Source organism: Syntrophomonas wolfei subsp. wolfei str. Goettingen G311, from assembly GCF_000014725.1.
Lineage (GTDB): Bacteria > Bacillota > Syntrophomonadia > Syntrophomonadales > Syntrophomonadaceae > Syntrophomonas > Syntrophomonas wolfei.
Genome location: NC_008346.1, coordinates 63,080 through 85,441, shown reverse-complemented (window position 1 = coordinate 85,441; position 22,362 = coordinate 63,080). Strand labels below are relative to the sequence as shown.

Annotated in this window: 24 protein-coding genes; 3 read left to right on the top strand and 21 right to left on the bottom strand. The window is 45.6% G+C overall.

The annotated features are described in order from the left end of the window. Positions 1–13: 13 nt before the first annotated feature. From SWOL_RS00445 to SWOL_RS00435, 3 genes are all read left to right on the top strand, one after another. A complete protein-coding gene (locus SWOL_RS00445; protein WP_011639543.1) occupies positions 14–1,153 on the top strand; it encodes a Ger(x)C family spore germination protein in 1,140 nt (379 codons plus the stop codon). 290 nt (positions 1,154–1,443) lie between these two features. Then, a complete protein-coding gene (locus tag SWOL_RS00440; RefSeq protein ID WP_041427235.1) occupies positions 1,444–1,680 on the top strand; it encodes a hypothetical protein in 237 nt (78 codons plus the stop codon). A gap of 61 nt (positions 1,681–1,741) precedes the next feature. Continuing rightward, on the top strand, positions 1,742–2,839 hold the full coding sequence (locus SWOL_RS00435) for a GerAB/ArcD/ProY family transporter (protein ID WP_011639542.1): 1,098 nt from the start codon (positions 1,742–1,744) through the stop codon (positions 2,837–2,839). Positions 2,840–2,920: 81 nt separating this feature from the next. On the opposite strand, the gene mfd is transcribed toward SWOL_RS00435, so the two are convergent. The 21 genes from mfd to rsmA all read right to left on the bottom strand — a co-directional run bounded on the left by mfd (position 2,921) and on the right by rsmA (position 22,048). Further along, a complete protein-coding gene (gene mfd / locus SWOL_RS00430; protein WP_041427234.1) occupies positions 2,921–6,136 on the bottom strand; it encodes a transcription-repair coupling factor in 3,216 nt (1,071 codons plus the stop codon). Positions 6,137–6,331: 195 nt separating this feature from the next. Beyond that, positions 6,332–6,496 (bottom strand): hypothetical protein, encoded by a 165-nt coding sequence (locus tag SWOL_RS14135; protein WP_155814088.1) that lies wholly within the window; start codon positions 6,494–6,496, stop codon positions 6,332–6,334. A gap of 466 nt (positions 6,497–6,962) precedes the next feature. Next, on the bottom strand, positions 6,963–7,514 hold the full coding sequence (gene pth / locus SWOL_RS00425; protein WP_011639539.1) for an aminoacyl-tRNA hydrolase: 552 nt from the start codon (positions 7,512–7,514) through the stop codon (positions 6,963–6,965). A gap of 24 nt (positions 7,515–7,538) precedes the next feature. Further along, positions 7,539–8,168, bottom strand: a complete 630-nt coding sequence (locus SWOL_RS00420) for a 50S ribosomal protein L25 (protein WP_011639538.1) — start codon at positions 8,166–8,168, stop codon at positions 7,539–7,541. Between the two features lie 45 nt (positions 8,169–8,213). Continuing rightward, positions 8,214–9,167: a ribose-phosphate diphosphokinase gene (locus SWOL_RS00415; protein WP_011639537.1), complete on the bottom strand. Its 954-nt coding sequence runs from the start codon at positions 9,165–9,167 to the stop codon at positions 8,214–8,216. Positions 9,168–9,242: 75 nt separating this feature from the next. After that, positions 9,243–10,592, bottom strand: a complete 1,350-nt coding sequence (gene glmU / locus SWOL_RS00410; protein ID WP_011639536.1) for a bifunctional UDP-N-acetylglucosamine diphosphorylase/glucosamine-1-phosphate N-acetyltransferase GlmU — start codon at positions 10,590–10,592, stop codon at positions 9,243–9,245. 167 nt (positions 10,593–10,759) lie between these two features. Continuing rightward, a complete protein-coding gene (locus SWOL_RS00405) occupies positions 10,760–11,536 on the bottom strand; it encodes a nucleotidyltransferase family protein (RefSeq protein WP_011639535.1) in 777 nt (258 codons plus the stop codon). A gap of 16 nt (positions 11,537–11,552) precedes the next feature. Next, complete coding sequence (locus SWOL_RS00400) at positions 11,553–12,260, bottom strand: GntR family transcriptional regulator (protein ID WP_011639534.1); 708 nt, start codon at positions 12,258–12,260, stop codon at positions 11,553–11,555. 92 nt (positions 12,261–12,352) lie between these two features. After that, the gene (gene ispE / locus SWOL_RS00395; protein WP_011639533.1) at positions 12,353–13,210 is read right to left on the bottom strand and encodes a 4-(cytidine 5'-diphospho)-2-C-methyl-D-erythritol kinase; all 858 of its coding nucleotides are present in this window, start codon (positions 13,208–13,210) and stop codon (positions 12,353–12,355) included. A gap of 181 nt (positions 13,211–13,391) precedes the next feature. Continuing rightward, positions 13,392–13,958 carry a stage II sporulation protein R gene (gene spoIIR / locus SWOL_RS00390; RefSeq protein WP_011639532.1) on the bottom strand — a complete coding sequence of 189 codons (567 nt, stop codon included), beginning with the start codon at positions 13,956–13,958 and terminating at the stop codon, positions 13,392–13,394. 167 nt (positions 13,959–14,125) lie between these two features. After that, on the bottom strand, positions 14,126–14,287 hold the full coding sequence (locus tag SWOL_RS13865; protein WP_081424733.1) for a ribbon-helix-helix domain-containing protein: 162 nt from the start codon (positions 14,285–14,287) through the stop codon (positions 14,126–14,128). Positions 14,288–14,377: 90 nt separating this feature from the next. Next, a complete protein-coding gene (locus tag SWOL_RS00385; protein ID WP_011639531.1) occupies positions 14,378–15,238 on the bottom strand; it encodes a patatin-like phospholipase family protein in 861 nt (286 codons plus the stop codon). A 161-nt stretch (positions 15,239–15,399) separates the two neighbouring features. Further along, on the bottom strand, positions 15,400–15,618 hold the full coding sequence (locus tag SWOL_RS00380; RefSeq protein WP_011639530.1) for a hypothetical protein: 219 nt from the start codon (positions 15,616–15,618) through the stop codon (positions 15,400–15,402). 77 nt (positions 15,619–15,695) lie between these two features. Continuing rightward, entirely contained in the window at positions 15,696–16,262 is a 567-nt protein-coding gene (locus SWOL_RS00375; RefSeq protein ID WP_011639529.1) for a hypothetical protein, read from the bottom strand. Between the two features lie 110 nt (positions 16,263–16,372). After that, positions 16,373–17,107, bottom strand: a complete 735-nt coding sequence (locus SWOL_RS00370; RefSeq protein ID WP_011639528.1) for a glycosyltransferase family 2 protein — start codon at positions 17,105–17,107, stop codon at positions 16,373–16,375. Between the two features lie 57 nt (positions 17,108–17,164). Continuing rightward, on the bottom strand, positions 17,165–18,496 hold the full coding sequence (locus tag SWOL_RS00365; protein WP_011639527.1) for a glycosyltransferase: 1,332 nt from the start codon (positions 18,494–18,496) through the stop codon (positions 17,165–17,167). A 68-nt stretch (positions 18,497–18,564) separates the two neighbouring features. Further along, positions 18,565–18,867, bottom strand: coding sequence for a hypothetical protein (locus SWOL_RS00360; RefSeq protein ID WP_011639526.1), 303 nt, complete (start codon positions 18,865–18,867; stop codon positions 18,565–18,567). Positions 18,868–19,033: 166 nt separating this feature from the next. Continuing rightward, entirely contained in the window at positions 19,034–19,867 is an 834-nt protein-coding gene (locus SWOL_RS00355) for a hypothetical protein (RefSeq protein WP_011639525.1), read from the bottom strand. Positions 19,868–20,238: 371 nt separating this feature from the next. Continuing rightward, positions 20,239–20,517, bottom strand: coding sequence for a Veg family protein (locus tag SWOL_RS00350; protein ID WP_011639524.1), 279 nt, complete (start codon positions 20,515–20,517; stop codon positions 20,239–20,241). Between the two features lie 183 nt (positions 20,518–20,700). Next, complete coding sequence (locus tag SWOL_RS00345; RefSeq protein ID WP_011639523.1) at positions 20,701–21,174, bottom strand: ribonuclease H-like YkuK family protein; 474 nt, start codon at positions 21,172–21,174, stop codon at positions 20,701–20,703. Continuing rightward, the gene (gene rsmA, locus SWOL_RS00340; RefSeq protein ID WP_011639522.1) at positions 21,164–22,048 is read right to left on the bottom strand and encodes a 16S rRNA (adenine(1518)-N(6)/adenine(1519)-N(6))-dimethyltransferase RsmA; all 885 of its coding nucleotides are present in this window, start codon (positions 22,046–22,048) and stop codon (positions 21,164–21,166) included. Before rsmA ends, SWOL_RS00345 begins: the two co-directional genes overlap by 11 nt. Positions 22,049–22,362 lie beyond the last annotated feature (314 nt).

Below are 22,362 nucleotides of genomic sequence, written 5' to 3'. Positions count from 1 at the left end.
TAAGGAGGTAATCATGCCCAGACGCCTGCTTATACTTATCGTTTTGTTTCTTCTTCCCAGCTACAGTGCCTGCTGGGATATACAGGAGCTTAACAATTCCGCCGTTTGTACCGGTGCTGGAGTAGAGCTTTCCCGGGAAGGGAAATTTATCTTTTCCGCTCAGATGGTAAAGCCCAGTGCCCCCGGCGAAAGCGGGACCCAGACCTCAACCGCCGTGGTATTGTCAGCCAGCGGTTCCGGGGTAGCAGATGCGGCCCGCCGCTTTATGCTCTCCCTGCCCCGCTTGCCCGAATGGTCCTCAATTAGCACCTTTATTATTGGGGAAGAGTTAGCCCGGGAGGATATGGCCATGCTAGGGGATTTCCTGCTGCGCAACCGCAGTCTCCGCCCTACGGTCAATCTAGTGCTGAGCAGGGGCTGTACCCCGGAGGATATCTTGTCGCTTCCTATGCCTTTAAGTCCCTATTCCGGCAAGGGTCTGGAAACTATCCTGGATCTGCAGGAAAAGCAACTGGGCATCTATGTTCCCACCAATGTAAATGAATTTGTCCATAAATTAACCACAGCAGGAATTGAACCGGTTGTTCCCCAGGTGAGCATAGAAGAAAAAAAATTATTCATCAACGGTACGGCTGTATTTAAAGGGCGTCGGATAGTGGGATCACTAAATGAAGGGGAAAGCCGGGGTTACCGCTGGATGAATGCTCGCAGTTTCAATGGGGGGATAATAGACCTGGTATCTCCCCAAAATCCCGGCGAGTTGGTAATCCTGGAGATTAAGCAATTTACCAGCAAAACTACCCCGACGCTGGAGCAGGATCACTTGAAAATGAAAATTAAAGTCCAGGCCGAGCTAGTCTTCTATGAAAAAAGCAAAACCGCTGAGCTCCTAACCTTATCGGGGAAAGAGGAACTGGAAAGACTGGCGGCCCAGGAAATAAAACAGGAAATTTCCGCTTGTATCAAAAAATCACAACTGTTGGGCAGTGATATTCTGGGCTGGGGTTATATTTTGCAAAGACACGAGCCCCAACTTTGGGAGAGCTTCTCAGCTAACTGGGGCAATATTTTCCCAACATGGGAAAGTGATATTGAGGTGGAAACTCTGATAGTGAGCAGCATGCTCAGCCAAAAAAGCTTCCGTTTTCGCTAGATGGAGTAGAAAAGTGGTAAGGGGTGAAAGCTCTATTTTCTTACTAACCACCCATGGCCCAGGGGCCACAACCACCGATGAAAATAGGGGAAGCAACAGGTGCGAATTTTTAACGCTGATTTATTAAGATTTCATAAGATAGTATCGGTAAACCACCCTACGGGTACCACTGATGCTCCCTGCGGTTGCTATTAAGGTTGCTGCGCCCAAAGGGTCAGCGTCCTTCCGTCTAAATCTTATTTTATTACTAATAATGAATATATTGCCACGCTGATTATGGAGGAAAACTAATGATATATTACAACCTGATTCTAAACATAGTCTTATTTTTTCTTCTTTTTTTGCTGCTGGAGGGGCGTTCCTGGTTGAAAAACCCCCTGGGGATTGAATACTGCTGTGCGGTATTACTCTTTCTCTTGTCCCTTGCCTACACTATAGATCTGGTGCAGGGTTGGCACTTGATGCCCAACCCGGGGACAATTTTTGCGAAGCTGAAACCTCTTTCCGATGCATTGGAAAGTATATGAGGGAGCACCCTGCCAGCCAGAAGAACCGTCCCCGTGATATATTTTCTAAAGGAGATTGCTGATGGGAAACCAAACTCTTTCCCCCCAACAGATTACTTTTATGATTTTTCTTTTTTTAACCGGCAGTTCACTGGTTTTTATACCGGAAATATTAGCCGGGCAGTCGGCCTGGATGGCCTGCCTTTTAGCTTCGCTGACAGGTCTCTATATCATTATCATACTGCTGGCGCTCTTTACCCGTTTTCCGGATATGAGTATTACCCGCATTAGCGAACTGGCCCTGGGGAGAATCGCTGGCTCTATCCTAAATATTTTATTCTTTTTCAGTCTTTTTCTCATTGCCCAGGGCTTGCTTTACAATCTATGCTTCTTGCTGGGTCTCATTTACCCCGCTATTTGCGGCTTTATCCTCCGCTCACTGGTGCTCCTCTCAGCGGCTTACTGTATCTACCGGGGTCCTGCTATGCTCGGTCGTTTATATGAATCATTTATCGGCCTTATCCTCTTCTTTTTCCTGCTGGGCATCATTGCTTCTTTTCCGATAATGAACTTGAGTGAACTCAAACCGCTATGGCCAGAGTGGAAACCCTTGCTTTCCGGCGCCTTTTTCGTGGCTGACTGGCCCTTCGCGCAACTGGTAATCCTGGCTTTCTTTTTTCCGCTAGTACAGGGATTGAAAGAAAAGAAAAAGGCTTTTATAGGCTGGTACTTGCTGGCGGTGGCGGTACTGGTCTTTGAAGATATACAGATGATATCCATTCTGGGGCAGGAATTGGCTGAGATATCTCGTTTTCCTCTTTTGAAAGTGAATCGCCTGACTGGCTTCGGTGAATTCCGGCGGGTGGAGCTTTTTTTCTTTATCCTCTGGTTCATTGTCGGCTTTACCGCACTGACCGCCTATTATCAAGGTCTGGTTTTAAACCTGAAAGAACTCCTGCGCTTGGAAAATCCTCGTCCCTTGATTCTTCCCCTGGGATTATGTCTTATGGTCTTTACTGCCTATATGTATCCCAGCGATTTAAACTATATCACTACCCGGCTCCGCTATATTCCTTTTTTTACCATGCCTATCAACCTCCTCTATCCCACTGTAATCTTTATCGCTGCCAGCCTATCGAAGGGACGGCTTAGCAGCAGGCATAGCCGAAGCGAAGGGTGATTTTCGCAACCTGGCACTCCGCCATCCGTCTTCCCCCTTCCGCCTTCTGTCTTCCGACATCCGTCTTCTGTCTTCGTTCTATTACAACATTTGCAAAATCTCGGCCAGGGCTGGGAGTGAGCTGTTTTCATGTTTTTGAATGATCAGGGTGTGGTCATTGACTCTCCTGATGCCCCGGAGATGCTCGGACAGGTTGCCGGGCAGGCGCTGCAGGGTCTGTATCTCTATCTGCCGGCCTTTGCGGCGCAGGGACTTTATCTCTTTGTCCCGGGCCAGGAGGCGCAGTGCGGCTATTTGCAAGAAGTTCTCCACTGCCTGGGGCAGGGGGCCGAAACGATCCCGGATTTCTTCCCGGATTTCCTCTACCTCTTCCTGGCTGCCGGCCAGCAGGAGACGGCGATATATTCTCATCTTGCTGCCGGAGTCAGGTATATAGCTTTCGGGAATATAATAATCGATGTCGATATCCAGCTGGGGGTCTACCCGGTTTTCCTGAACTTGCTCGCCCTTTAAGCGACCGGTCTCCTGCTCCAGCAAGCGGCAATAGAGGTCAAAGCCCACGGCCTGGATATAGCCGTGTTGCTCTGCTCCCAGGATGTTGCCGGCACCTCTGATTTCCAAATCCCGCAAAGCAATTTTCATGCCGGAGCCCAGTTCATTGAATTCCCGAATAGCATTCAATCGTTTTTGCGAAGCTTCACTTATCACCCAGTCGGGACGGTAGGTAAGATAGGCATAGGCCAGGCGATGGGAGCGCCCCACCCTCCCCCGCAGCTGGTAGAGCTGAGCCAAGCCCATTTTATCCGCTTCATCCACAATTATGGTGTTGACATTGGGCATATCCAGGCCGGATTCTATGATGGTAGTGCAAAGAAAGAGCTGGTATTTGCCGTTAACGAAGTCCATCATTACCCGGGAGAGTTCATCTTCTTTCATACGGCCGTGTCCTACCGCTATCTTTATGCCGGGAAAGAGTTCATCCAGCTGTTCCTTTACCCGGTAGATATCCTCGATACGATTGTGTACGAAGAATACCTGTCCCTGGCGTTCGATTTCCTTCATTACCGCCTCCACGATTATTTCTTCGTTATATTCGAGGACATAGGTGGTAATGGGGTAACGCTCGGGGGGAGGAGTCTCTATTACGCTGAGGTCACGCAAGCCGGTAAGGGCCATGTGCAGACTGCGGGGAATGGGGGTGGCGGAAAGGCTTATTACATCAACCAGTTCTTTTAAGGCCTTGATTTTTTCCTTTTGGGCTACTCCGAAGCGATGTTCTTCATCTATCACCAGAAGACCCAGGTCTTTGAACTTGACATCGCGGGAAAGCAAGCGGTGGGTAGCGATTACGATATCCACCACCCCTTTTTGCAGATCCTCAACGATACGCTTTTGCTCCGAGTTGCTGCGAAAACGGCTAAGCACCTCGATTACTGCTGGGTATGCGGCAAATCTTTCCGTAAATGTCTGAAAGTGCTGTTCGGCGAGTACAGTGGTAGGAACTAATATGGCCACCTGCTTACCGTCCATAATGGCTTTGAAGGCTGCTCGCAAGAAGACTTCGGTTTTGCCGTAGCCCACATCGCCGCAAACCAGCCGGTCCATGGGCCGCCGGGTTTCCATGTCCTTTTTTACTTCATTGATAGCCTTGAGCTGGTCGGGAGTTTCACGAAAAGGGAACTCATCCTCAAATTGACTCTGCCAGGGGGTGTCAGGGGAGAAGGCATAGCCTTCGCGGCTCTCCCGATGGGCATAGAGCTGCAGGAGATCCTCCGCCAGGTCCTGAATTGATTGTGCTACCTTCTTCCGGGTTCTCTCCCAGGCGCTTCCCCCCAGTTTGTTTAAACGGGGTTCCTTATCCCCGGAGCTGGTGTATTTAAATAAGAGATCCAGTTTTTCTAAGGGGAGGTAAAGCCGGTCGGTTCCGGCATACTCCAGGAGAATATATTCCCGGGTAATCCCGCTGTTTTCCACCTGGCTTACTCCGCGAAATATGCCGATGCCATAGCTCTCGTGAACTACATAATCTCCGAGCTTGAGGTCTTCCAGAAGTATTCTTTCTTCTCCCTTGTGTTTATGTTTTTTTCTGCTGCCGGGGTCGGTTTTTTTCCCCCAGATATCGCTTTCCGAAAGCAGCGCCACCTGCAAGGTGGAACTGCTAAAACCCTTTTCCACTATCTTGTCGAGATATGATATCCCGGTGATGCCCTGTTCCAGCAAATCCTGCTGTATCTGCTCCCGGGCTACCCGGCTTTTTATCGCCAATATAACCTTTAATCCCTTACCCTGCCAATCATTTATCCGGGCAAAGAGGGTTTCATACTGCCGGTAGAAAGGCTCCATTTCCTTCTGGGAAATATGCTGCAGCGAAGTTACCGCTACCTGGGGAATAGTGGAGGGAAAATAAGCATGGTATATTACACTATGGGCTTCTATTTCTTTTTTAAGGTATTCACTATCCAGCAGCTTTATTTCTCGAATAATTTTGCCATCCTTGCAGGCCTCTTTTAAGGACTCCCGGTAGCGGCGAACACTGCGTTTAAATTGCTTATAAAACTCCCGGGGCTCGTCAAAAAATACACTGCTGCTTTCATCCAGGTAAGAAAAAATGCTGCAAGTCAATTCATCTCCGTAAAGTTCATCGGCTGGTAAAATCTTCACTTGTCCTTCGTCTTTACCTAATCTTCTCTGGCTGTTTATATCAAAACGATGTATGGATTCGATAAGCTCCCCAAAAAATTCTACCCGGCAGGGCTCTTTGTGGCCGAGGGGGAAAATATCGATTATGCCGCCACGAACGGCAAATTCACCTTGCCGGCTGACGGTATCCACGCGGCGGTAACCACCACCCACCAGCTTCTTCAGTATTTCGCGCTGTTCTTTTTCCTTTCCCTGTTGCAGCAAGAGGCTGCTCTCTCTCATAGCTGAGGGAGCTGGTAATGGGTAGATAAAAGAACCGGGGGTAGCGATAATAATGGCGCTTTGGCGGGGATGATCCAGGCAGTGCTGCAAGCTTAGAATTCTTCCTACCTCAAGCGTGGACAGGTTTTCCTTCGCAAAATAAAAATCACGAGCCAGAAACATGAATAGCCGCCCCGGCTCAATAAATGCTTCCAAATCACGGGCCAGGTCGTAGGCTTTCTCTTCCTCCGGCAACAGGCAGAGTAATTTTCGATTCTGCTTTTTAAGTATTTCGCTCAGCATAAAGGCTTTAGCGCTTCCGGAAAGTCCGGTTAACAAAATGTTTTGCCTCTTTTGCAAAACTCCACACAGTGAATCCCAAAATTTCTCTTGCAAAAGCAAAAATCCTCCCCAAAGAAAATGGTGGACACCTAAAAAAGGCCCCCACTGCTGGCTAAGTTTATAGTTTTAAATGCAAAAGTAGTAACACACGCAGGGTGCAGCGCCAGGAGTACCCGCAACTTTAACCACGGCTAACAGGAGCATTAGTGCTACCTGAAGGGTAATTCATGCGCTGTCCCCATGTCCCAGTTAATTATAATACTGCTTACCCCCCAGGGAAGTCGGCTCCAATAACCCCATTTCCATGGCACATTCTTCACATATTCCTTTTACTTCTACACTTCCATCTTGCCCTTCTGTTTCAACCGTCGAAAATACCTGCTCACAGTATTCACAGATGTAATAAATAGTCATATGCCTGCCCCGCCTTCCATCTTTTTTAAAGCATCGGAAGAAACTGCGAAGCAGTTTCAACACACCGCTGCAACGAGACGAGGGATTAGAACCCACCGCCTGTTTTGTAAATAGGAACCCGACCGTTTAAAGAAGCGGGGGACATATTTCACCTCGTTATATATTTTCTCTTTTGAGGCAGGCAAATATACCTTTTTGATTCTATTGCAAAGTTATTAATGTTCATTAGCTTGCACAAATATACCGCTCGCAATCTACGCATGGGCAACACCTGCGGCTTGTCTCGCGGCTCGAGGGGTACCGCGCTAATCTCCCATCCATGGTCACAACCTTAATAGTGACATCCGAAGGATGGAACATCAGGAGTACCCGAAGGGTGATGCATCCATGCTCCGCTAACGCTCGCTTTGTAAATTTATGCAAGCCTTATGCATCAAAAGGGGTTTTTACAGCTGAATCTCCTTTTTCAATTGTACGCATTCATGCTAGCATCTATTCCGCTTTTTACCCAGCACTCAATGGCACTGGCGGCTTTTTCTATGGCATCCTGCATGAGGGGTTTTTCGCTTTCGCTGAATTCACCCAGGACCCAATCAATAGCCCCTCCGGGGGGGCGGCCAATTCCGATTCTGATCCTGGGGAAATCGCGACTCCCCAGGCTTTCACAAATAGACTGCATTCCTTTATGTCCCCCGGTACCGCCGGAGGCTCGTATTCTTACTGTACCTGGTGGTAAATCCATGTCATCGTAGACTACCAGCAGCTCGGATAACTCCAGCTTGAACCAGTTAAATAAGGGTCGAACTGCCTTGCCGCTGAGATTCATGAAGGTCAGGGGTTTGACCAGAAGGAGCTTTTCCTGATTTATTCTCAAATGTCCAACAATTGCATCATAGCGACTTTCTTCTTTTTCTATCTGATGGCGCCTGGCCAGTTCCTCCAGTACCTTGAAGCCAATATTATGCCGGGTATGGCTGTATTTCTTTCCCGGATTTCCCAGGCCCACAAGCATCTTCATCTCTATCCCCCAGTAGAATAGCTATTACTCAGGCTTCTCTTCAGCCTCTTCTCCTTCGCCGGCTGCTTCTGCTCCTTCTTCTTCACCGGTAGTAGCCTTGGATGGAGCTAATATGGAAGCAATTACTGACTCCGCCTCAGTTAAAATCTCCACCCCTGCAGGTACAATCAAGTCAGCTACATGTAGAGTTTCTCCTATTTCCAGGGAGGAGATATCGGCACTCAGGTATTCGGGCAGGTCCTGGGGGAAACAAAGTACTTCCACTTCTTTTAAGCCCGCTTGCAGAATGCCTCCTTTTTTCATAACTTCTTCTTCGCCGCCCAGCAAGACCCCGACATTACTATTAATTTTTTCGTTTAAGTTTACGCTGAGAAAGTCAAGATGAATAAGTTGCCCGCTTACCGGGTTTCTCTGAATTTCTCTTATTAGGGTCATCATGGGTTTGCTTTCTCCTTCAATTTCGAGGGAAAAAAGACCCCTGGAGCCGTGTACATTGAAAATTCGATTCAACTCTCTCTTCTCCAGGATAATGGGTACAGCTTCTTCTCCTTTGCCGTAAATAACGGCCGGTACTTGCTCACTGCGTTTGAGCTGGTTGAGATACCCCCGGTTCTTTATCTCCCGTTTACGAGCATTTAACTTTTGACCTAACATTGGGACAACACCTCTTTTAAATTTTTAATCTTTTTAAACTGCTATCTATTCCTCAAATAGTTTGCTTACCTCCAGGTCTTCATGGATACGCAAAATTGCTTCGCCTACCAGTGGCGCAATGGAGAGAATTGTCATATTGGGCAGCTTTTTGCTTTCATCTATGGGAATGGTATTGGTAATTACTATTTCTTTCAAAGGGGCTCGCGATAACCTGTCCAAAGCCGGTCCGGAAAAAACCGCATGGGTACAGCAGGTGTAAACATCCCGGGCTCCCTTTTCCATCATAACCTCGGCGGCAGTACATACTGTTCCTGCCGTATCAATAATATCGTCTACAATTATTACTGATTTATCCTTCACTTCACCTATTACATTCATTATCTCTGAAACATTGGGAGCTGGCCTTCTTTTATCTACTATGGCCAGGGGTGCCCGCAGCTTTGTAGCCAGATCTCGGGCTCGGGTAACGCCTCCGACATCGGGAGATACTATTACGGCATCTTCTTCCAATCCTTTGGTCTTGAAATACTCGGCCAGGGTGGGAACTCCGGGTAAATGATCCACAGGTATATCATAAAAACCCTGGATCTGGGTGGCATGGAGATCTACCGCTACTACTCGTTGGGCCCCTGCTTGTACAATCAGATTGGATACCAGTTTGGCGGTTATGGGGTCACGAGCTCGGCTTTTTCGATCCTGCCGGGCATAGCCATAGTAAGGAATAACCGCATTAATCCGTGTGGCTGACGCCCTCCTAAAAGCATCAATCATGATCAATAATTCCATAAGATTCTCATTTACTGGGGTACAGGTAGGCTGAACAACGAAAACATCGACACCACGAACACTCTCATGGATAGCACAGCTTATTTCCCCATCAGAAAAACGAGAAACCCTTGCATCTCCAACCGGAATCCCCAGGTATCTGGCTATTTCATCTGCCAGTTGAGGATTAGCATTACCGGAAAAGAGTTTCATCCTCCATCTGGATGCCTGCATAATATTTATACCTCCCGTTATGGATATAGGAAATTGAAGGGTTGTTATTCATTATCGCCAGGTTTTGCTTTTTGATTATCCCTTACGGGGAAGGTGCTTCTGCCCGGCGCGCTCAACTGCCAGGGTATGGGGAGGAACATCGCGGCTGATGGTAGAACCCGCTCCTGTTATAGAATTCTCGCCTATTCTTACCGGAGCTACCAGGTTGGTGTTGCTCCCGATAAAAACTCTATCCTCCAGAACCGTTTGGTATTTATTCTTTCCATCATAATTGCAGGTTATGGTTCCAGCTCCAACATTGACTCCCTGCCCAATAGTGGCATCTCCCACATAACTTAGATGCGGTATCTTGCTTCCGGTTCCGATAGTGGATTTCTTAATTTCCACAAAATCCCCTACTTTAACTCCTTCCAGTAATGTTGTTTCCGGGCGAAGATAAGCAAAAGGACCGATGTTGCAACGGTCGGCTACCGAAGCTTGTATGAGCCGGGAGCTTTCAATCTTTACCTCACTGCCGATAATGGAGTCACTTATGCGGGTACCCGGGCCGATTTCACAGCGTTCACCTAATCTTGAATTTCCTTCGATAATGGTAAAGGGTAATATAATAGTATCATGTCCTATGAGAACATCGCTATCAATAAATGTAGATGCCGGGTCCATAAGGCTTACTCCACTTAGCATTAACTCCCGGTTCTTCCTCTGCCGCAGAATGTTCTCGGCCTGGGCTAGCTGTACCCGGTCGTTAATACCATAAATATCTTCTTCCCCATCACTCAAGAAAATACCAATTGATTCCTGCTGGTTTTTAAGCAACTCCAGGGCCTCGGTAAGATAGTATTCTCCCTGGGCATTACGGGTACTGGTACTGTGCAGGGCGGAAAACACCTTACGAGCACAGAAACAATATATTCCGGAATTTATCTCTTTTATCTTTTTCTCCTCATCATTGGCATCTTTTTCTTCTATAATGCGTAAAAAAGCACCCTGCTGGTCACGCAATATCCGGCCATAACCGGAAGGGTTCTGCATATTTACGCTGAGTACAGTGGCAGTTGCCTGCTTTTGCCGATGGCTTTCCATCAACTGCTGCAGGGATGTCGCCTGTATTAAAGGAATATCTCCGGCCAAAACCAGAATAGTGTCTTCCGGAGCTACCACGGCTTCAGCCTGCATCAGAGCATGCCCGGTTCCTAATTGCTGTTCCTGTAAAACAAAACGAATCTTTTCCCCGCTACAAATCTCTTGAACTACTTCCCGGCCGTGTCCTACTACTACTACGATATCCTCAATACCCGCCTCTTTTACAGCCTGGATAACATGAAGGATAATAGGTTTACCGGCCACCCTGTGTGCTACTTTGGGTAAATCCGACCGCATTCTTAAGCCTTTACCTGCGGCAAGTATCACTGCGGAAAGTTTCACTTCACACCCACCCTTTAATTCTATACATAAGGATGTTTTTGCCCTATGAATAAATAGTTCTACATAAGCCCCGCTTATCCTGTTTGCCAAGTAAAAAAGTAAGTCACAACTACACCCTAATCTTAATTAATGCTTAAGAACCGGGTTTTGTTACCTATAAAAGTGATTTATAGAGTAAGATCTAACAGGTATTTTTGGGCAATCTCCAGATCGCTGGGTTTATCCACATCTACTCCAACCTCAGCATACGGGGAAATAATGGCTTTCCCCTTTATTCCCAATACCTTAAAGAACCTTTTTTCAGCTGCTGCAATGGAGAGGCGTCTGGTCAAATAACGCCACATTAATCCAAAACCAAATAAACTGGCTATAGCTAGAGGATTTTTTCTTCTTTCCACAATCTGTGAGGCCTTTTCCAAAACCTGGTCAATAATCTCGCTGCGTAAGATAAAGAGATTTCCTCCAGTAAACACTCCATCCTTTAGTTTTACATAAGTACGCATCACGCCGGGGAATTTCAACTCATTTACCTCCCTGGAGGTTATAGCATAGAAGAAATCCGCTTCGTAATTTTGGCACTGATTAGCAAAATCATCTATGGCCGTGGTAGTAATAAAGGGAATATCCGTGGGGAGAACCAGCAAACGCTCGGTAGTACCCTTCTCCCGTAAAAGCTTTACTGCACAGGCCAGGCTTTCCACCGCGTTTTTCCCTCCCTCCACAAAAAACAGCTTTTCCTCACGGGCAAAAATATTGCGCAGGGCTTCGGTGGGTCCGCTGATGACTATATTCCTCACCTGGGAAGACTGGCGCAAAGCATTATAAACATAGTAGATCATGGGATACTTGCCTATTATTATCAAGGCCTCGTTATCATAGGGAGCAATCTTCTTCAGCTCGCTGCTGTTAACACCACCGGCAAGTATCACCGCATCATATTGCATGCAGGCACCTCCATAATTAAGCCCAGGGCAAACCATTTTTTTTAATACTATCAATCATGCTCTGTTCAGCGTTCTCAATGTGTTCCTGGGCTAATTGCCTTGACAACTGAATATCCCGGGATTGGATGGCTTCCACTATATCACGATGCTCTTGCATGGACTGCTGCATCCGGCCGGGATAGGACAGCGATGTGCTTCTAAACCTTTGTATCTGTTCTCTTAAGTTGTTGATTATGGCGAATAGTCTCTGGTTGCGGCTGGCCCGGTAGATGGCCTCATGGAACTTGGTATCAACATCAACCAGTTTATCCATATCATTACTGCTGATAGCCTCGACCTTTTCCACCAGCAGTCTTTCCATTGCCTCTAACTCCTCATCAGTTATCCTTTCCGCAGCCAACCCGGCAGCCAGGGCCTCCAAGGCCGCCCTAATCTCAAAAACATCGGCAACATCCTTAAGCGATATATCCGCTACATAGGCTCCCTTACGGGGAACCATAACGATAAAACCCTCCAGTTCCAGCTTGCGTAATGCCTCCCGAATAGGAGTTCGTGATACTCCCAGTTCTTCTGCCAACTGGATTTCCATCAACCTTTCCCGGGGTTTCAATACTCCATTCTTAATAGCTTCCCTGATGGCCTCGAGTACCAATTCCCGTAAAGGCTTATAGGAGTCAAGATCCACCGGTGATAGGCGTTTTTCCCCTGTATTAATAAAAATCACCTCTTTTCAAGTTTGCCGACTAACCCCCCTTGTGTCAAGGGGACGGTTCTTTTGTCACGCAACCCCTTACTCCTCACCCCTCACTTCTCTTACTAAACATAGGATGAAAGTAAAAACACCTCCTGATAACGGGTCTGAAACTTTTCCCGGGCCTTTAAGGCCTGTTCCTCCTCCATAAATATCCCCATAACGCTGGGTCCGCTGCCGGACATCAAGGCATTTAGGGCCCCTGTTTCTATCAACTCTGCTTTTATGGCCGCGATTTCCGGATATTTCCTTATACTCACTGTTTCCAAGACATTCCTCATGTTTCTGGCTATATTAATAATATCATAAGCCTCCCAGGCGGCAAGAAAGGCGGCATTATCAGGAAATTCTTCCACTTGAGTCAAATCCAATTCCCGGTAGACTTCAGCTGTAGAAAGCTGAAAATCGGGTTTGACCAGGATTATATAAGGTATCATTCGCTGAGGCAGCTTGCTCAGTATTTCACCCCGTCCCCGGGCTAATTTGCTGCCGCCAGCCAGACAAAAGGCTACATCAGACCCTATCGAAGCAGCCATTTCCAGCAGTTCCTCTTCTTCCAGGCCCAGGTCATAGAGCTGGTTTATCCCCAGTATAACAGCGGCAGCATCAGTACTTCCCCCGGCCAGACCTGCGCCTACCGGTATATTTTTTTCAATATAGATCTCTACTCCCTCTTTATGGGCATATTCCCCCAGGATCATTTCCGCCGCCTGGTAAGCCAGGTTTTCCTCGTTAGTCGGAATCAGGCTACTGTTGCTCTTAATCTGGATACCGCCTGCGGCCTGGGAAATTATAATTATATCAAGCAGATTCACCTGGTGCATCACCGTCTCTAATTCATGATAACCATCACTTCTTTTTCCTTTAACATCCAGGGTGAGATTGACCTTGGCTGGAGCCTTTAAAATAATATTTCTTCTCATAAGACATAGCCATTCCTTTCATAATAGGACGAAAATAGATTAAAATAATGATTTAAAACTCTTCCAGGATTTAATCGCCAATTTTTACCAGGTATTTATAAATAGTCTATCACAAAATTATATATGCTGCAAAAATAAAAGGGAACGGAAAATTTCCGCTCCCAAAGGGGGAAAGGATAGTTTAATGGTTGGATGTACGAAATTTAGCTCCTTTAGGGATTAATTCCAAGCATTTAAAGCTTACTTTGGCTTCTTCCGGGCTATGCAGGCTTAAGCCCTGTTCAGAGGAAGAAACCATACAGAGGGGCGGGAACAAGACGCACCACCAGTTCTTTCCTTCACCACCGCCAATGGTGACTCGCACTGCCTGGTATTCTCCCTGGGGCAAAACCAGGTTGCCATATGATTTGGTGGGGAATTGATATTCGCCCAGTGATACTTGTACGGGATAATTATAGCCATTGGCTTGTACCACTGCTTCGGCAGTCCTTTTTATTTCAGGTATATCCTCCAGAGCAGCCTGGCGAGCTTGTTCCATATTATCCATTCCGGCAAATTCCTTTTTCATCATCTCTACTACGGCATCTTTTACCTGTATTTTCAGGGCCTGGTCAGCCAGGCTATCGCTATTAGCTATTACATGCAACCTCAGAACACTTTTATTGAGAGGCTTTTCTTGCAGGTAAAGACTAGTTCCCAGAAGGATTAGAATAGCAATCATTATGATTCCATAATATTTTTTAGGCATAAAAAATACTCTCCTTTCTCAGTAAAAGTCTTTCCTAAACTTTTATTTTTTAAACCTGATAATTACAGATAAGAAAAAAGAAGAGTACAGTCAGGTGGCATAATAATCAGGAAGGCTGCCAGCATAGGCCGGCAGCCTTCTTCAGTACTTTTCCAAGGGTAACTTTCCTATTCGCTTTTATTCCCTTCCTGTCTGGCCAGGTACTCACGGATTATCATTCTAACCAGGGCACTGCGCGATATCTGGTTCTTTCTGGCCAGTTCTTTTATAAGATCCACCTGATTTTTTGTCAGGTAGAAGGTGGCATGTTCAAATTTATCCGTTGCCATTTTAACCTCCTCCCCGCCTCCAACCGCAATTAGGCCAAATCCTTGCTTTGTGGATATTATATGTAAATAACTGTGCTTCTGTTACTCAGATCAATCTTCTAATCCTCTTTTTATTTCATCGATTTTGGCTTTTGCGGCTCGCCTACCCGCCCGGATAATCTTTTCTGCCTGCCCGATATCATCCAGGCGAACTGCTTTTACCCGGGGATGAATAACCAGATCGGCAAAAAGCGCCTCGGCGGTAGCGGAGGTTTCATAGCTCATAATATTTAAACTGCGGGATACGATTTGGGTGATCCCGGTGACTTTTTCCGCATAACTCTCCCGCCCTAGATTGACGGAAAGAATATAGTCGGTGCCCATAATTTTTTGTACTTCTACCGGAACCATTTCTTTTACTCCCCCATCAACCATTTGCATTCCTCTGAACTGCAGCGGGACGAAGGTGGCGGGAATAGAAGTGCTGGAGCGTACTGCTTCACTTAAGAGGGCTTCTTTAATTACTAGCCTGGGGCCGGTGACCTCCATGTTTTGATTGGTAAATATTATTTCCTGACCAGAGTCAATATCACAGGCGATAATACCTATGGGGATTCGGCTTTCCGCCAGGGTCTTCCCCCGGGTCCATTTATAAAGCAGCTTTTCCAGTTTATCTCCTTTGATAAGGCCATCCAGGCTGGCCTTTACCCCGGGAAGCAATAAAGCCCAGAAAAATTTAGCAAAGGCGATGATATCGTAGTCAATATAATCCTTGACTTCGAGCTGCATCGCAAGTTCTTGCATCCGCCAGGGCGAGAGGCCGCTGGCATAGAGGGCCGCCACTATACTTCCGGCACTGGTTCCCGATATGGCGGAAATAGGGATGCTGTTTTCTTCCAGCACCTGCAGAACTCCAATATGCGCCAACCCTTTTAGCCCGCCGCCTCCGAGGGCCAAGCCCAGGCTTTTCATACTAACCACCCATAGCTGGGGGCCACAACCACCGATGAAAAACGAGTTAGCCGGTGCCTGAATAGTAAGATAAAATAAGAAATAACCCCCACCCCCTTCTGATGTCTGACGTCCGACGACTGACGACTAATACGGAGCAACTGCTCCTTTGGGGCTTATATTCAGCGATTACATTTTCGCACCATATAGCGGGATACTCTCTGTATGCTGTCTTTATTGTTCTGTCCAAGTTCCTGCCAAAAACCCCGGTACTCCTCAACTACGCTTTCTTGCTGATAATTATCGATTTTTTTATCCAAATCCTTTTGGATAGACAGTATTTCTTCCAATTGTTTTCTCATCAGGTTTTTATCCTGGCGGCTGATTTTTATGCTGCTCAAAATATCCCCCCCGCTACTTTAAGAAAGGTAAATGCCCGGCTAATAGAGCCGAGCATTTTCTGGTTTTAGCCTTGAGCTTAATAATCTACATCCGGATCTAACTCTCCGTATACCACTACATCATGGAATTTGCCCAGTTTGTCGATGATATCCACGTATACTTTAAGCCCTATACAGGTTCCCTTGATGGGCGTGGTCAATTTACAAGGATTACTGCTGTCCTCGCAGTTGCCCTTAATTTCAAAATCAAAACTCCAGTTCTTTAGAATGATTTCCGACTGTTCAATTTCGTTGCGGAATTCTTCAGAGGTTAGGGGCGGATCAAATTCGTCCAGTTCTATGGATTGTTCATAGCGGTCAGTTACAGTAATAATCTGGTACTCGCCTTCCACTAACACAAAAAGGATTACTTCGTAGTCGATGAAAACTTTTACTTTGTTGAAACACAGATCCTCGTACGCCTTGATAACTTTAACCTTAATGTCTTCTACACAGGATACTTTTCCACCCACTTGCTCATCAGGTACACAAAAGACCGTGTCCAGTACTTTAACTTGTTTTTCGATGTATTTAGCTTTAATAACCTTGGCCCAGAGATCTAGCATACAACCTTCAGGAAATTCACATTTTAACAATCTAGACACTTTACTTTCCCTCCTTTATCTAGTATTCGCCTGTTTGAACAGGTTCTGAAATTTGTTCTGTCAAATTTCTAGGATATATTATGAAAGGAGGTAACAAAATGTGATTATCCTTACGGTATTTTTGTCTTTTTTGGCGATAGTAAAGTCGTATCTTCCCTCATCAAATGGATACATTCTATACGGCCATCACAAAAAATGCCTATTCCCTTTTCCTGGGCCTGGAGGCAAAAGCCGATATCCTCAGCCCCTTCCTCTGCAGAGTATCTTACTCCCAGCGATGCAATAACCTTTCTCTTAATCAGGTAGGCAGCCCCGGTACAATCAACTGGGAAAATCCGGTCCCGGGGGAAATCCCGGCAATGCACCAGGTTGCCAGCAGCATCCTTGACCAGAATATTATAAATCGAATTATCCCCTACTTCCTCCCCATTGCAGACCAGAGCGGACACAATATCGCAATCGTCCTGAAGCAAGAGGGATAAGCTATCAACTGGCACCAGAATATCACTATCCACAGAAAATAAGTAAGCAGCATCAGACTCCAGAAATGCTCCCAGCAGACAGTTCCTCAGTCGAGCCAACTGGGAAAAGTTATATTGACCTCGCAGGTGCCCATACTTCTGACCCAGGTCATAGTAGATTAGTCGTACCCGCCCGTTTTCTCTCTGGGCAAAATCTTCTAGAATTCGCGGGGTTTCATCTATACAATCATTTATTATAAAGCAGAATTCGAGCCGGGATTCGGGGTAAGCCAATCGTTTTAAGGAAGTCAGGTAATAGGCTAAAGACCAGGCTCGGTTGCGAACCGGGCAGCCTATCATTATTTTTTCAGCCGTAACAATCATAGTTCTAAGAACTCAACCCCTTTCACCAGGGCTATATAGAATTAAAATTCCAAAATATCAGCCATAGTAGAGCCCCAGTTCCTTCTGGTGGCGCTGGGTGTAATAACGAAAGCCGCTTTTTTGCACTACTGCAATATCTCCGGCTGGGAAAGCGGAATCAGCTCTACTCCAAACATTTCGGACTCTATCCCTGTCCCGGTATTCTTTGCCGGGATAAATAGAATAACGGAAGCCGGAACCTGGTGATACCAGCACTTGCTGAAAAGGGCTGAGACTAGTACGGAACGGTTCTTTAAATTCAGTATATGCCCTGTCTGGTAGCAGAGTATCCATTATACCATCTGCCCGGTATTCCGTTTTTTTAATGCCTTTTTCCGCCAGTGCGTTTTCAATTAAATCAAGTATTTCTACCGCTCTAGCCGACCAGGAATTCTGCCGGGCCAGTTCCATTCTTTGTTTTCGCTGGAAGGGATTATCGGTCGCGAGGGCCCTTCTGATATTTTCAATAAATTCTTCTTCATTTTCTGAATAGTAAATTAGTTCCTGGAGTTTGTAAACTTCTGGAAGAGCCGTAGCCACAACGGGCATTCCGGCAGCCATGTACTCCCACATTTTTATGGGGTTTACCGATTCTGTCATACTGGAGAGCTTAAAGGGTATTAGGCCTACATCAAAGGCCTGGGCATAGGCGGGAAGGTCTTTATAGTCTTTAAAGCCTAACCAATGCAGATTAGGGCGCTGTGGTAGTTCAGACACATTATACAAAGGTCCCAGCATAACAAAGTTAAAATGTGGGAGTCTAGCAGCTACCCTATCCAGCAGTTCCAAATCAACCCAGGTGGCAATAGCCCCAATGTAGCCAATTACCGGGTTATTGATGCCTCGCATGTCAGCCGGAATCGGCAAATGAGTGCTGGGGGAAAAATGTTCATAATCACAAGCATTGGGCACCAAAAAGCTACGGGGGTTGATGCTTTTGGCCATCTTATACAGCTTATCGGAGGTGGTAATTACAATGTCCGCCGTGGCTACTGCCCGGTGATAATAAGGTCTCCATCCGGCAAATTCGTCACTGGGTTCGTCAACACTATCAAATACTACTAGCGATGGCCGATATTTCTTTATCATATCTACATGAGCCGTAGCACTGTAATAAACTACTGGCCGAATATCTCTTAGAAATTCAGTAGGCTCAACCCCATTAAATAGAAACAAATAGGGGTTGATGCGTTCTATGCCCCGGCGTTGATGCTCGTGGAGGTGGGGGTTATTAAGAAAGAAGCTTACTACCCCGAGCTCGGAAAAGTTTTTTATTAAATGCTGCGGTCGCTGAACCAGGTAGTGAAAATCGACCGTGGGCGGATACAGGATACAGTTAATATTGGACATTTTTTATCCTCCTGTCTACGTCAATGTTTAAAAAAATAGCCAGGTCTCTATAGCCTGGCCATTGCATTTTAGTTTCCCTGAATGGAGGAATCCCGCTTAACTGGAGCCTTCAAGTGTTTTTTCTGATAGTCTTTTAAACACTTAGCACACAATTCACTTCCACAATGTTCGCAGGATTTCATTTCCTGCTTGTTTACTCTTTCTTGACAGCGAGGACAAATGTTCTTAGCTTTAAGCGAACTCTTTTTGGCGGTGCTTATCATAAATTGGCCTTCATCATCCCCAGCTGCCAATTGTGTTGCCTGGTATTTTTGGGTATTTACCTTTAAGATACCCAGGTTCTTTCCTTCCATGAATTTGCTTTCTCCCATTAATACACCCCTCTCAACTTAAAAACAATATACAATCCTCTCTAATAATATGAAAAATGTACGCCAGGGGTGCATAAAAGGAACTCAATGACCGCCGCCGCCGGCAATCAGCTTCAAAAGATATCGTGGTAAAGCCTCGGCTTTTTTCAAGGGAATTCAAATACTATTAAATACTATTCAGAAAAAGCCGTTTAACCCGGCTTCCCAGGCTATTGCCGCTAATTCTTTCATTTCCTTCGTTATTGGAGTAAATCTCCTCATATACGTTATCTTGATTATCCTCATAATAAAGCCTGGCCTCATAACGGCTCAAGCGCTGTTCTTTTTCTTGTATAGCCCGGCGCAGCTCTTCAATTAATAACTGATACTGCTGACTCTCCCGGCTTAATACCGCATTGCGATTTTCGACTTTCTTAATCCCCTTTTTGAGACTGGCTATGTTTTTTTCGTAAAAACGGAGTTGGCGCCTTAGCTCCAGGTTTTTTTCCTCCATCCTGACAGTCTCATCCTGTGCAGCACCCTCTACCCGTAAATCGCTACTCTTTAACTCCGCTTCCTGCTCCAAAAGCCTGATTACCTGTTGGCGGATGGCCATCAATATATAATCTATAAAAAGTATTACATGCAGTTGATTACCGTCCAGCCCCCCCTGCCAATTAATCTTTTTTATATCGCCGATAAAATCTATTCGCGGCTCTTTATCGAAATCCAAATTGCAGTCAAATTCCTGTAATAAAACCCGATCCCTCAGATTTTCCTCCTTTTTTACCAGCTGCATCTTGCCATCCATATTTTCCAGCAAGCAAAAAACTTCCAGTTTAAACAAGGTTTCTAAGGCATTTCCCTGTTTTCTTACGATATATTCCCGTAACTTGACTCTTAAATCCTCCAAGCCCTGGAATCGTTCATCTAAATGGTAGACTTGATGGTGGTCAAAGCTTCGGGGGGTACTTAGTTCAGCCAGTACCACCGGCGACCATATAGAAAGTGCCTCACCCAACTACATCACCTTCTTTTCTTGCACTTTTAGGCATCGGAAGAAACTGCTTAAGCAGTTTCAACACCAGCGCTACAACGAGGTGGGAGGGATTAGAACCCGGCCACTTAGCGGGAGAGGTTTCACCTCGTTATAAATTTATATTACCTGACGCTCTGGTATATGATTAATGAGAAAAGTGAGGAGTGAGGGGTATTCCCAACTACATCTTATTATACCAAGCGCATACTAACCCACTTTTCATAGGTGGTTGTGACCCCCGGCCATGGGGGGCATCTGCAAAAAGAAGAGGTCGGAGAAAAATTAGGGATTTTAGAAAAGAATCTATGGGGAAAAGAAAAACTGCATGAATTCATGCAGTGATGGTGGATGTTTTAATGGTTGGCAGCGGCAATTCTAATTTCTGCGTCTTCAGTATCATAAACAAACAATTCAACTGTTTCGGTTAGTACATCGGCATAAGTATAAGAAACTCGCCTTTCTATTTTTCTTTCATCCAACTTAACCACAAATATATTGGGATAAATTGACTCTAACACGCCCTCTTTCTCTATGATACGGTTTCTTCCCCGGTTGGCCTTTAATCTAATCTTGCTTCCAACAAAAGATTCCAGGTCTTTCTTAATATCTGATATCGCCCTGGGAGAATTCAATTTACCACCTTCTTTTATATATATCAACATAATTCTATAACAGATGTGAGGGATTGTCAACATTGAAATAATTAGTATATATAAAAACCTTCGTTGTGTCAACTAAATAATTAATTTAAAATTGCTAGTGAAAAGGCAAGACGGGAAGTAATTACGTAAAGATATGCTTTAAGAGTCTAATTTTTATTTGGTATACCTATCTGCTACCGTACTGGCTGCACAGGCATCCGGCTTGATTTTGGCGGCAAAACCACTCCCTACTATCATTCCGGTAACTTCTTTTACTAATTCCTTGGTATCACCCTGAATGCCAACATCGAGGTGTATTTCCACTTTCATGTCATCTTTACCATGCTTTTTCAAGCACTGGCTCAAGCGATCAGCTAAATCCAGGCTAAGGGATGCTTCATAGAAAATACGCTGGCGCAGGCTACTGCTCCGGCGATTAACGATTTTATTATAATAATAACGAGCGCCTTTGCCCATCCTATGAATAATTATGGCACTGACATAACAGGTTCCCTGTGCGCCAGGATGAGAATCACTGCCCACAATTAATTTGTAAGACCGGGTAAGATCCTCAGCGATGTAGTTGAGTATATCAATTACTACCTGTTCTAAATCTAATTCTCCTTTGCTGGGACTGTTAAATATCATTACCAAGCCTCCTCATAACCAGAGTATCACTTATCAGGGCGAATTGCTCGATGCTAAGGTTTTCCGGCCTGCTTTTCGGGTCTATGCCTAGGGAGTTTAAAATGCTATGAATCTCCGCTTTTTCTACCGAAAACAAATCTACGCAAATATTTAAAATAGTTTTTCTCCTCTTCTGAAAAGATACCCGGAGTAGCTTCTTAAAGTTTGATTCATCTTTAACCTGCACTCGCTTTCCTTTTATGGGCCGGAGTTGAATAACGCTGGAATCTACTTCCGGGCGGGGATAAAAGCAATTTCGGGAAACCGGCATCAGATACTCTGCCTCAGCATAATAGGCTGTCATCAGGGTAAGTAAACCGTATTCCTTGCTGTCAGGAGATGCCAGTATGCGGCTGGCAACCTCTTTCTGCATCATCAGAGTTGCGCTTTCCATCTGCGAGCAAGTCTCCAGGAGTTTAAAAATAATGGGGGTGGTTATATTATAAGGGATATTGGCACATACCTTGTATCCGGAAATATCTTCCCCCCCAAAAGCCTTACTCAATTCTTCCTCCAAATCGATTTGAAGTATATCGGCAAAAAGCAGACGGATATTATTTAGTCCCTGCAAGCTTTCAGCCAGCGCCTCCCGCAATCCGAAATCAATCTCGATGGCCAGTACTCCCTTACTTATGCCTGCTAATTCTCTGGTTAGTCCTCCCAGCCCAGGTCCGATTTCCACCAGCAATTTTTCGCAGCCGGGATTGCATAAATGAGCTATCTTTCTAAGGATATTCCCATCCACCAGAAAATTCTGCCCCCATTTTTTGCGGGGGTGGATTCCATATTTATTCATGTAATAGCGTATGCCGGATAAAGAATCTGTGCGTTTCATTGTACCTCAAGCCTATTAGGATGAAGAGCAAATATATTTTTGGCTGGTATAAATATACTCGGCTTTTGCCGTGAAATCAAATTTGTCCAATTTAGCCTATTATACATCCAGAGGATAAAAAATATCACTTTTTTCTTACAATACGGCACAAAAGAATTCTCGCTATGTGTTGTACGAAAAGTGAGGGGTAAAGGGCGAGGGGTTTAGTTATTTCCCACTACATCTTGCCATTCAAGCACCTATTAACTCCCTTTTCATTGGCGGTTATGGCCCCTGGCCAGGGGGGGTTAGTAAGAAAAGCGCTTGTGACCCCA

Excerpts from the sequence above, each read along its gene's own strand:
- SWOL_RS00445 (WP_011639543.1), top strand. The coding sequence starts at position 14 with ATGCCCAGACGCCTGCTTATACTTATCGTTTTGTTTCTTCTTCCCAGC.
- SWOL_RS00440 (WP_041427235.1), top strand. The coding sequence starts at position 1,444 with ATGATATATTACAACCTGATTCTAAACATAGTCTTATTTTTTCTTCTT.
- SWOL_RS00435 (WP_011639542.1), top strand. The coding sequence starts at position 1,742 with ATGGGAAACCAAACTCTTTCCCCCCAACAGATTACTTTTATGATTTTT.
- SWOL_RS14135 (WP_155814088.1), bottom strand. The coding sequence starts at position 6,496 with ATGACTATTTATTACATCTGTGAATACTGTGAGCAGGTATTTTCGACG.
- pth (WP_011639539.1), bottom strand. The coding sequence starts at position 7,514 with ATGAAGATGCTTGTGGGCCTGGGAAATCCGGGAAAGAAATACAGCCAT.
- SWOL_RS00420 (WP_011639538.1), bottom strand. The coding sequence starts at position 8,168 with ATGTTAGGTCAAAAGTTAAATGCTCGTAAACGGGAGATAAAGAACCGG.
- SWOL_RS00415 (WP_011639537.1), bottom strand. The coding sequence starts at position 9,167 with ATGCAGGCATCCAGATGGAGGATGAAACTCTTTTCCGGTAATGCTAAT.
- SWOL_RS00405 (WP_011639535.1), bottom strand. The coding sequence starts at position 11,536 with ATGCAATATGATGCGGTGATACTTGCCGGTGGTGTTAACAGCAGCGAG.
- ispE (WP_011639533.1), bottom strand. The coding sequence starts at position 13,210 with ATGAGAAGAAATATTATTTTAAAGGCTCCAGCCAAGGTCAATCTCACC.
- spoIIR (WP_011639532.1), bottom strand. The coding sequence starts at position 13,958 with ATGCCTAAAAAATATTATGGAATCATAATGATTGCTATTCTAATCCTT.
- SWOL_RS13865 (WP_081424733.1), bottom strand. The coding sequence starts at position 14,287 with ATGGCAACGGATAAATTTGAACATGCCACCTTCTACCTGACAAAAAAT.
- SWOL_RS00385 (WP_011639531.1), bottom strand. The coding sequence starts at position 15,238 with ATGAAAAGCCTGGGCTTGGCCCTCGGAGGCGGCGGGCTAAAAGGGTTG.
- SWOL_RS00370 (WP_011639528.1), bottom strand. The coding sequence starts at position 17,107 with ATGATTGTTACGGCTGAAAAAATAATGATAGGCTGCCCGGTTCGCAAC.
- SWOL_RS00365 (WP_011639527.1), bottom strand. The coding sequence starts at position 18,496 with ATGTCCAATATTAACTGTATCCTGTATCCGCCCACGGTCGATTTTCAC.
- SWOL_RS00360 (WP_011639526.1), bottom strand. The coding sequence starts at position 18,867 with ATGGGAGAAAGCAAATTCATGGAAGGAAAGAACCTGGGTATCTTAAAG.
- SWOL_RS00345 (WP_011639523.1), bottom strand. The coding sequence starts at position 21,174 with ATGATATTTAACAGTCCCAGCAAAGGAGAATTAGATTTAGAACAGGTA.
- rsmA (WP_011639522.1), bottom strand. The coding sequence starts at position 22,048 with ATGAAACGCACAGATTCTTTATCCGGCATACGCTATTACATGAATAAA.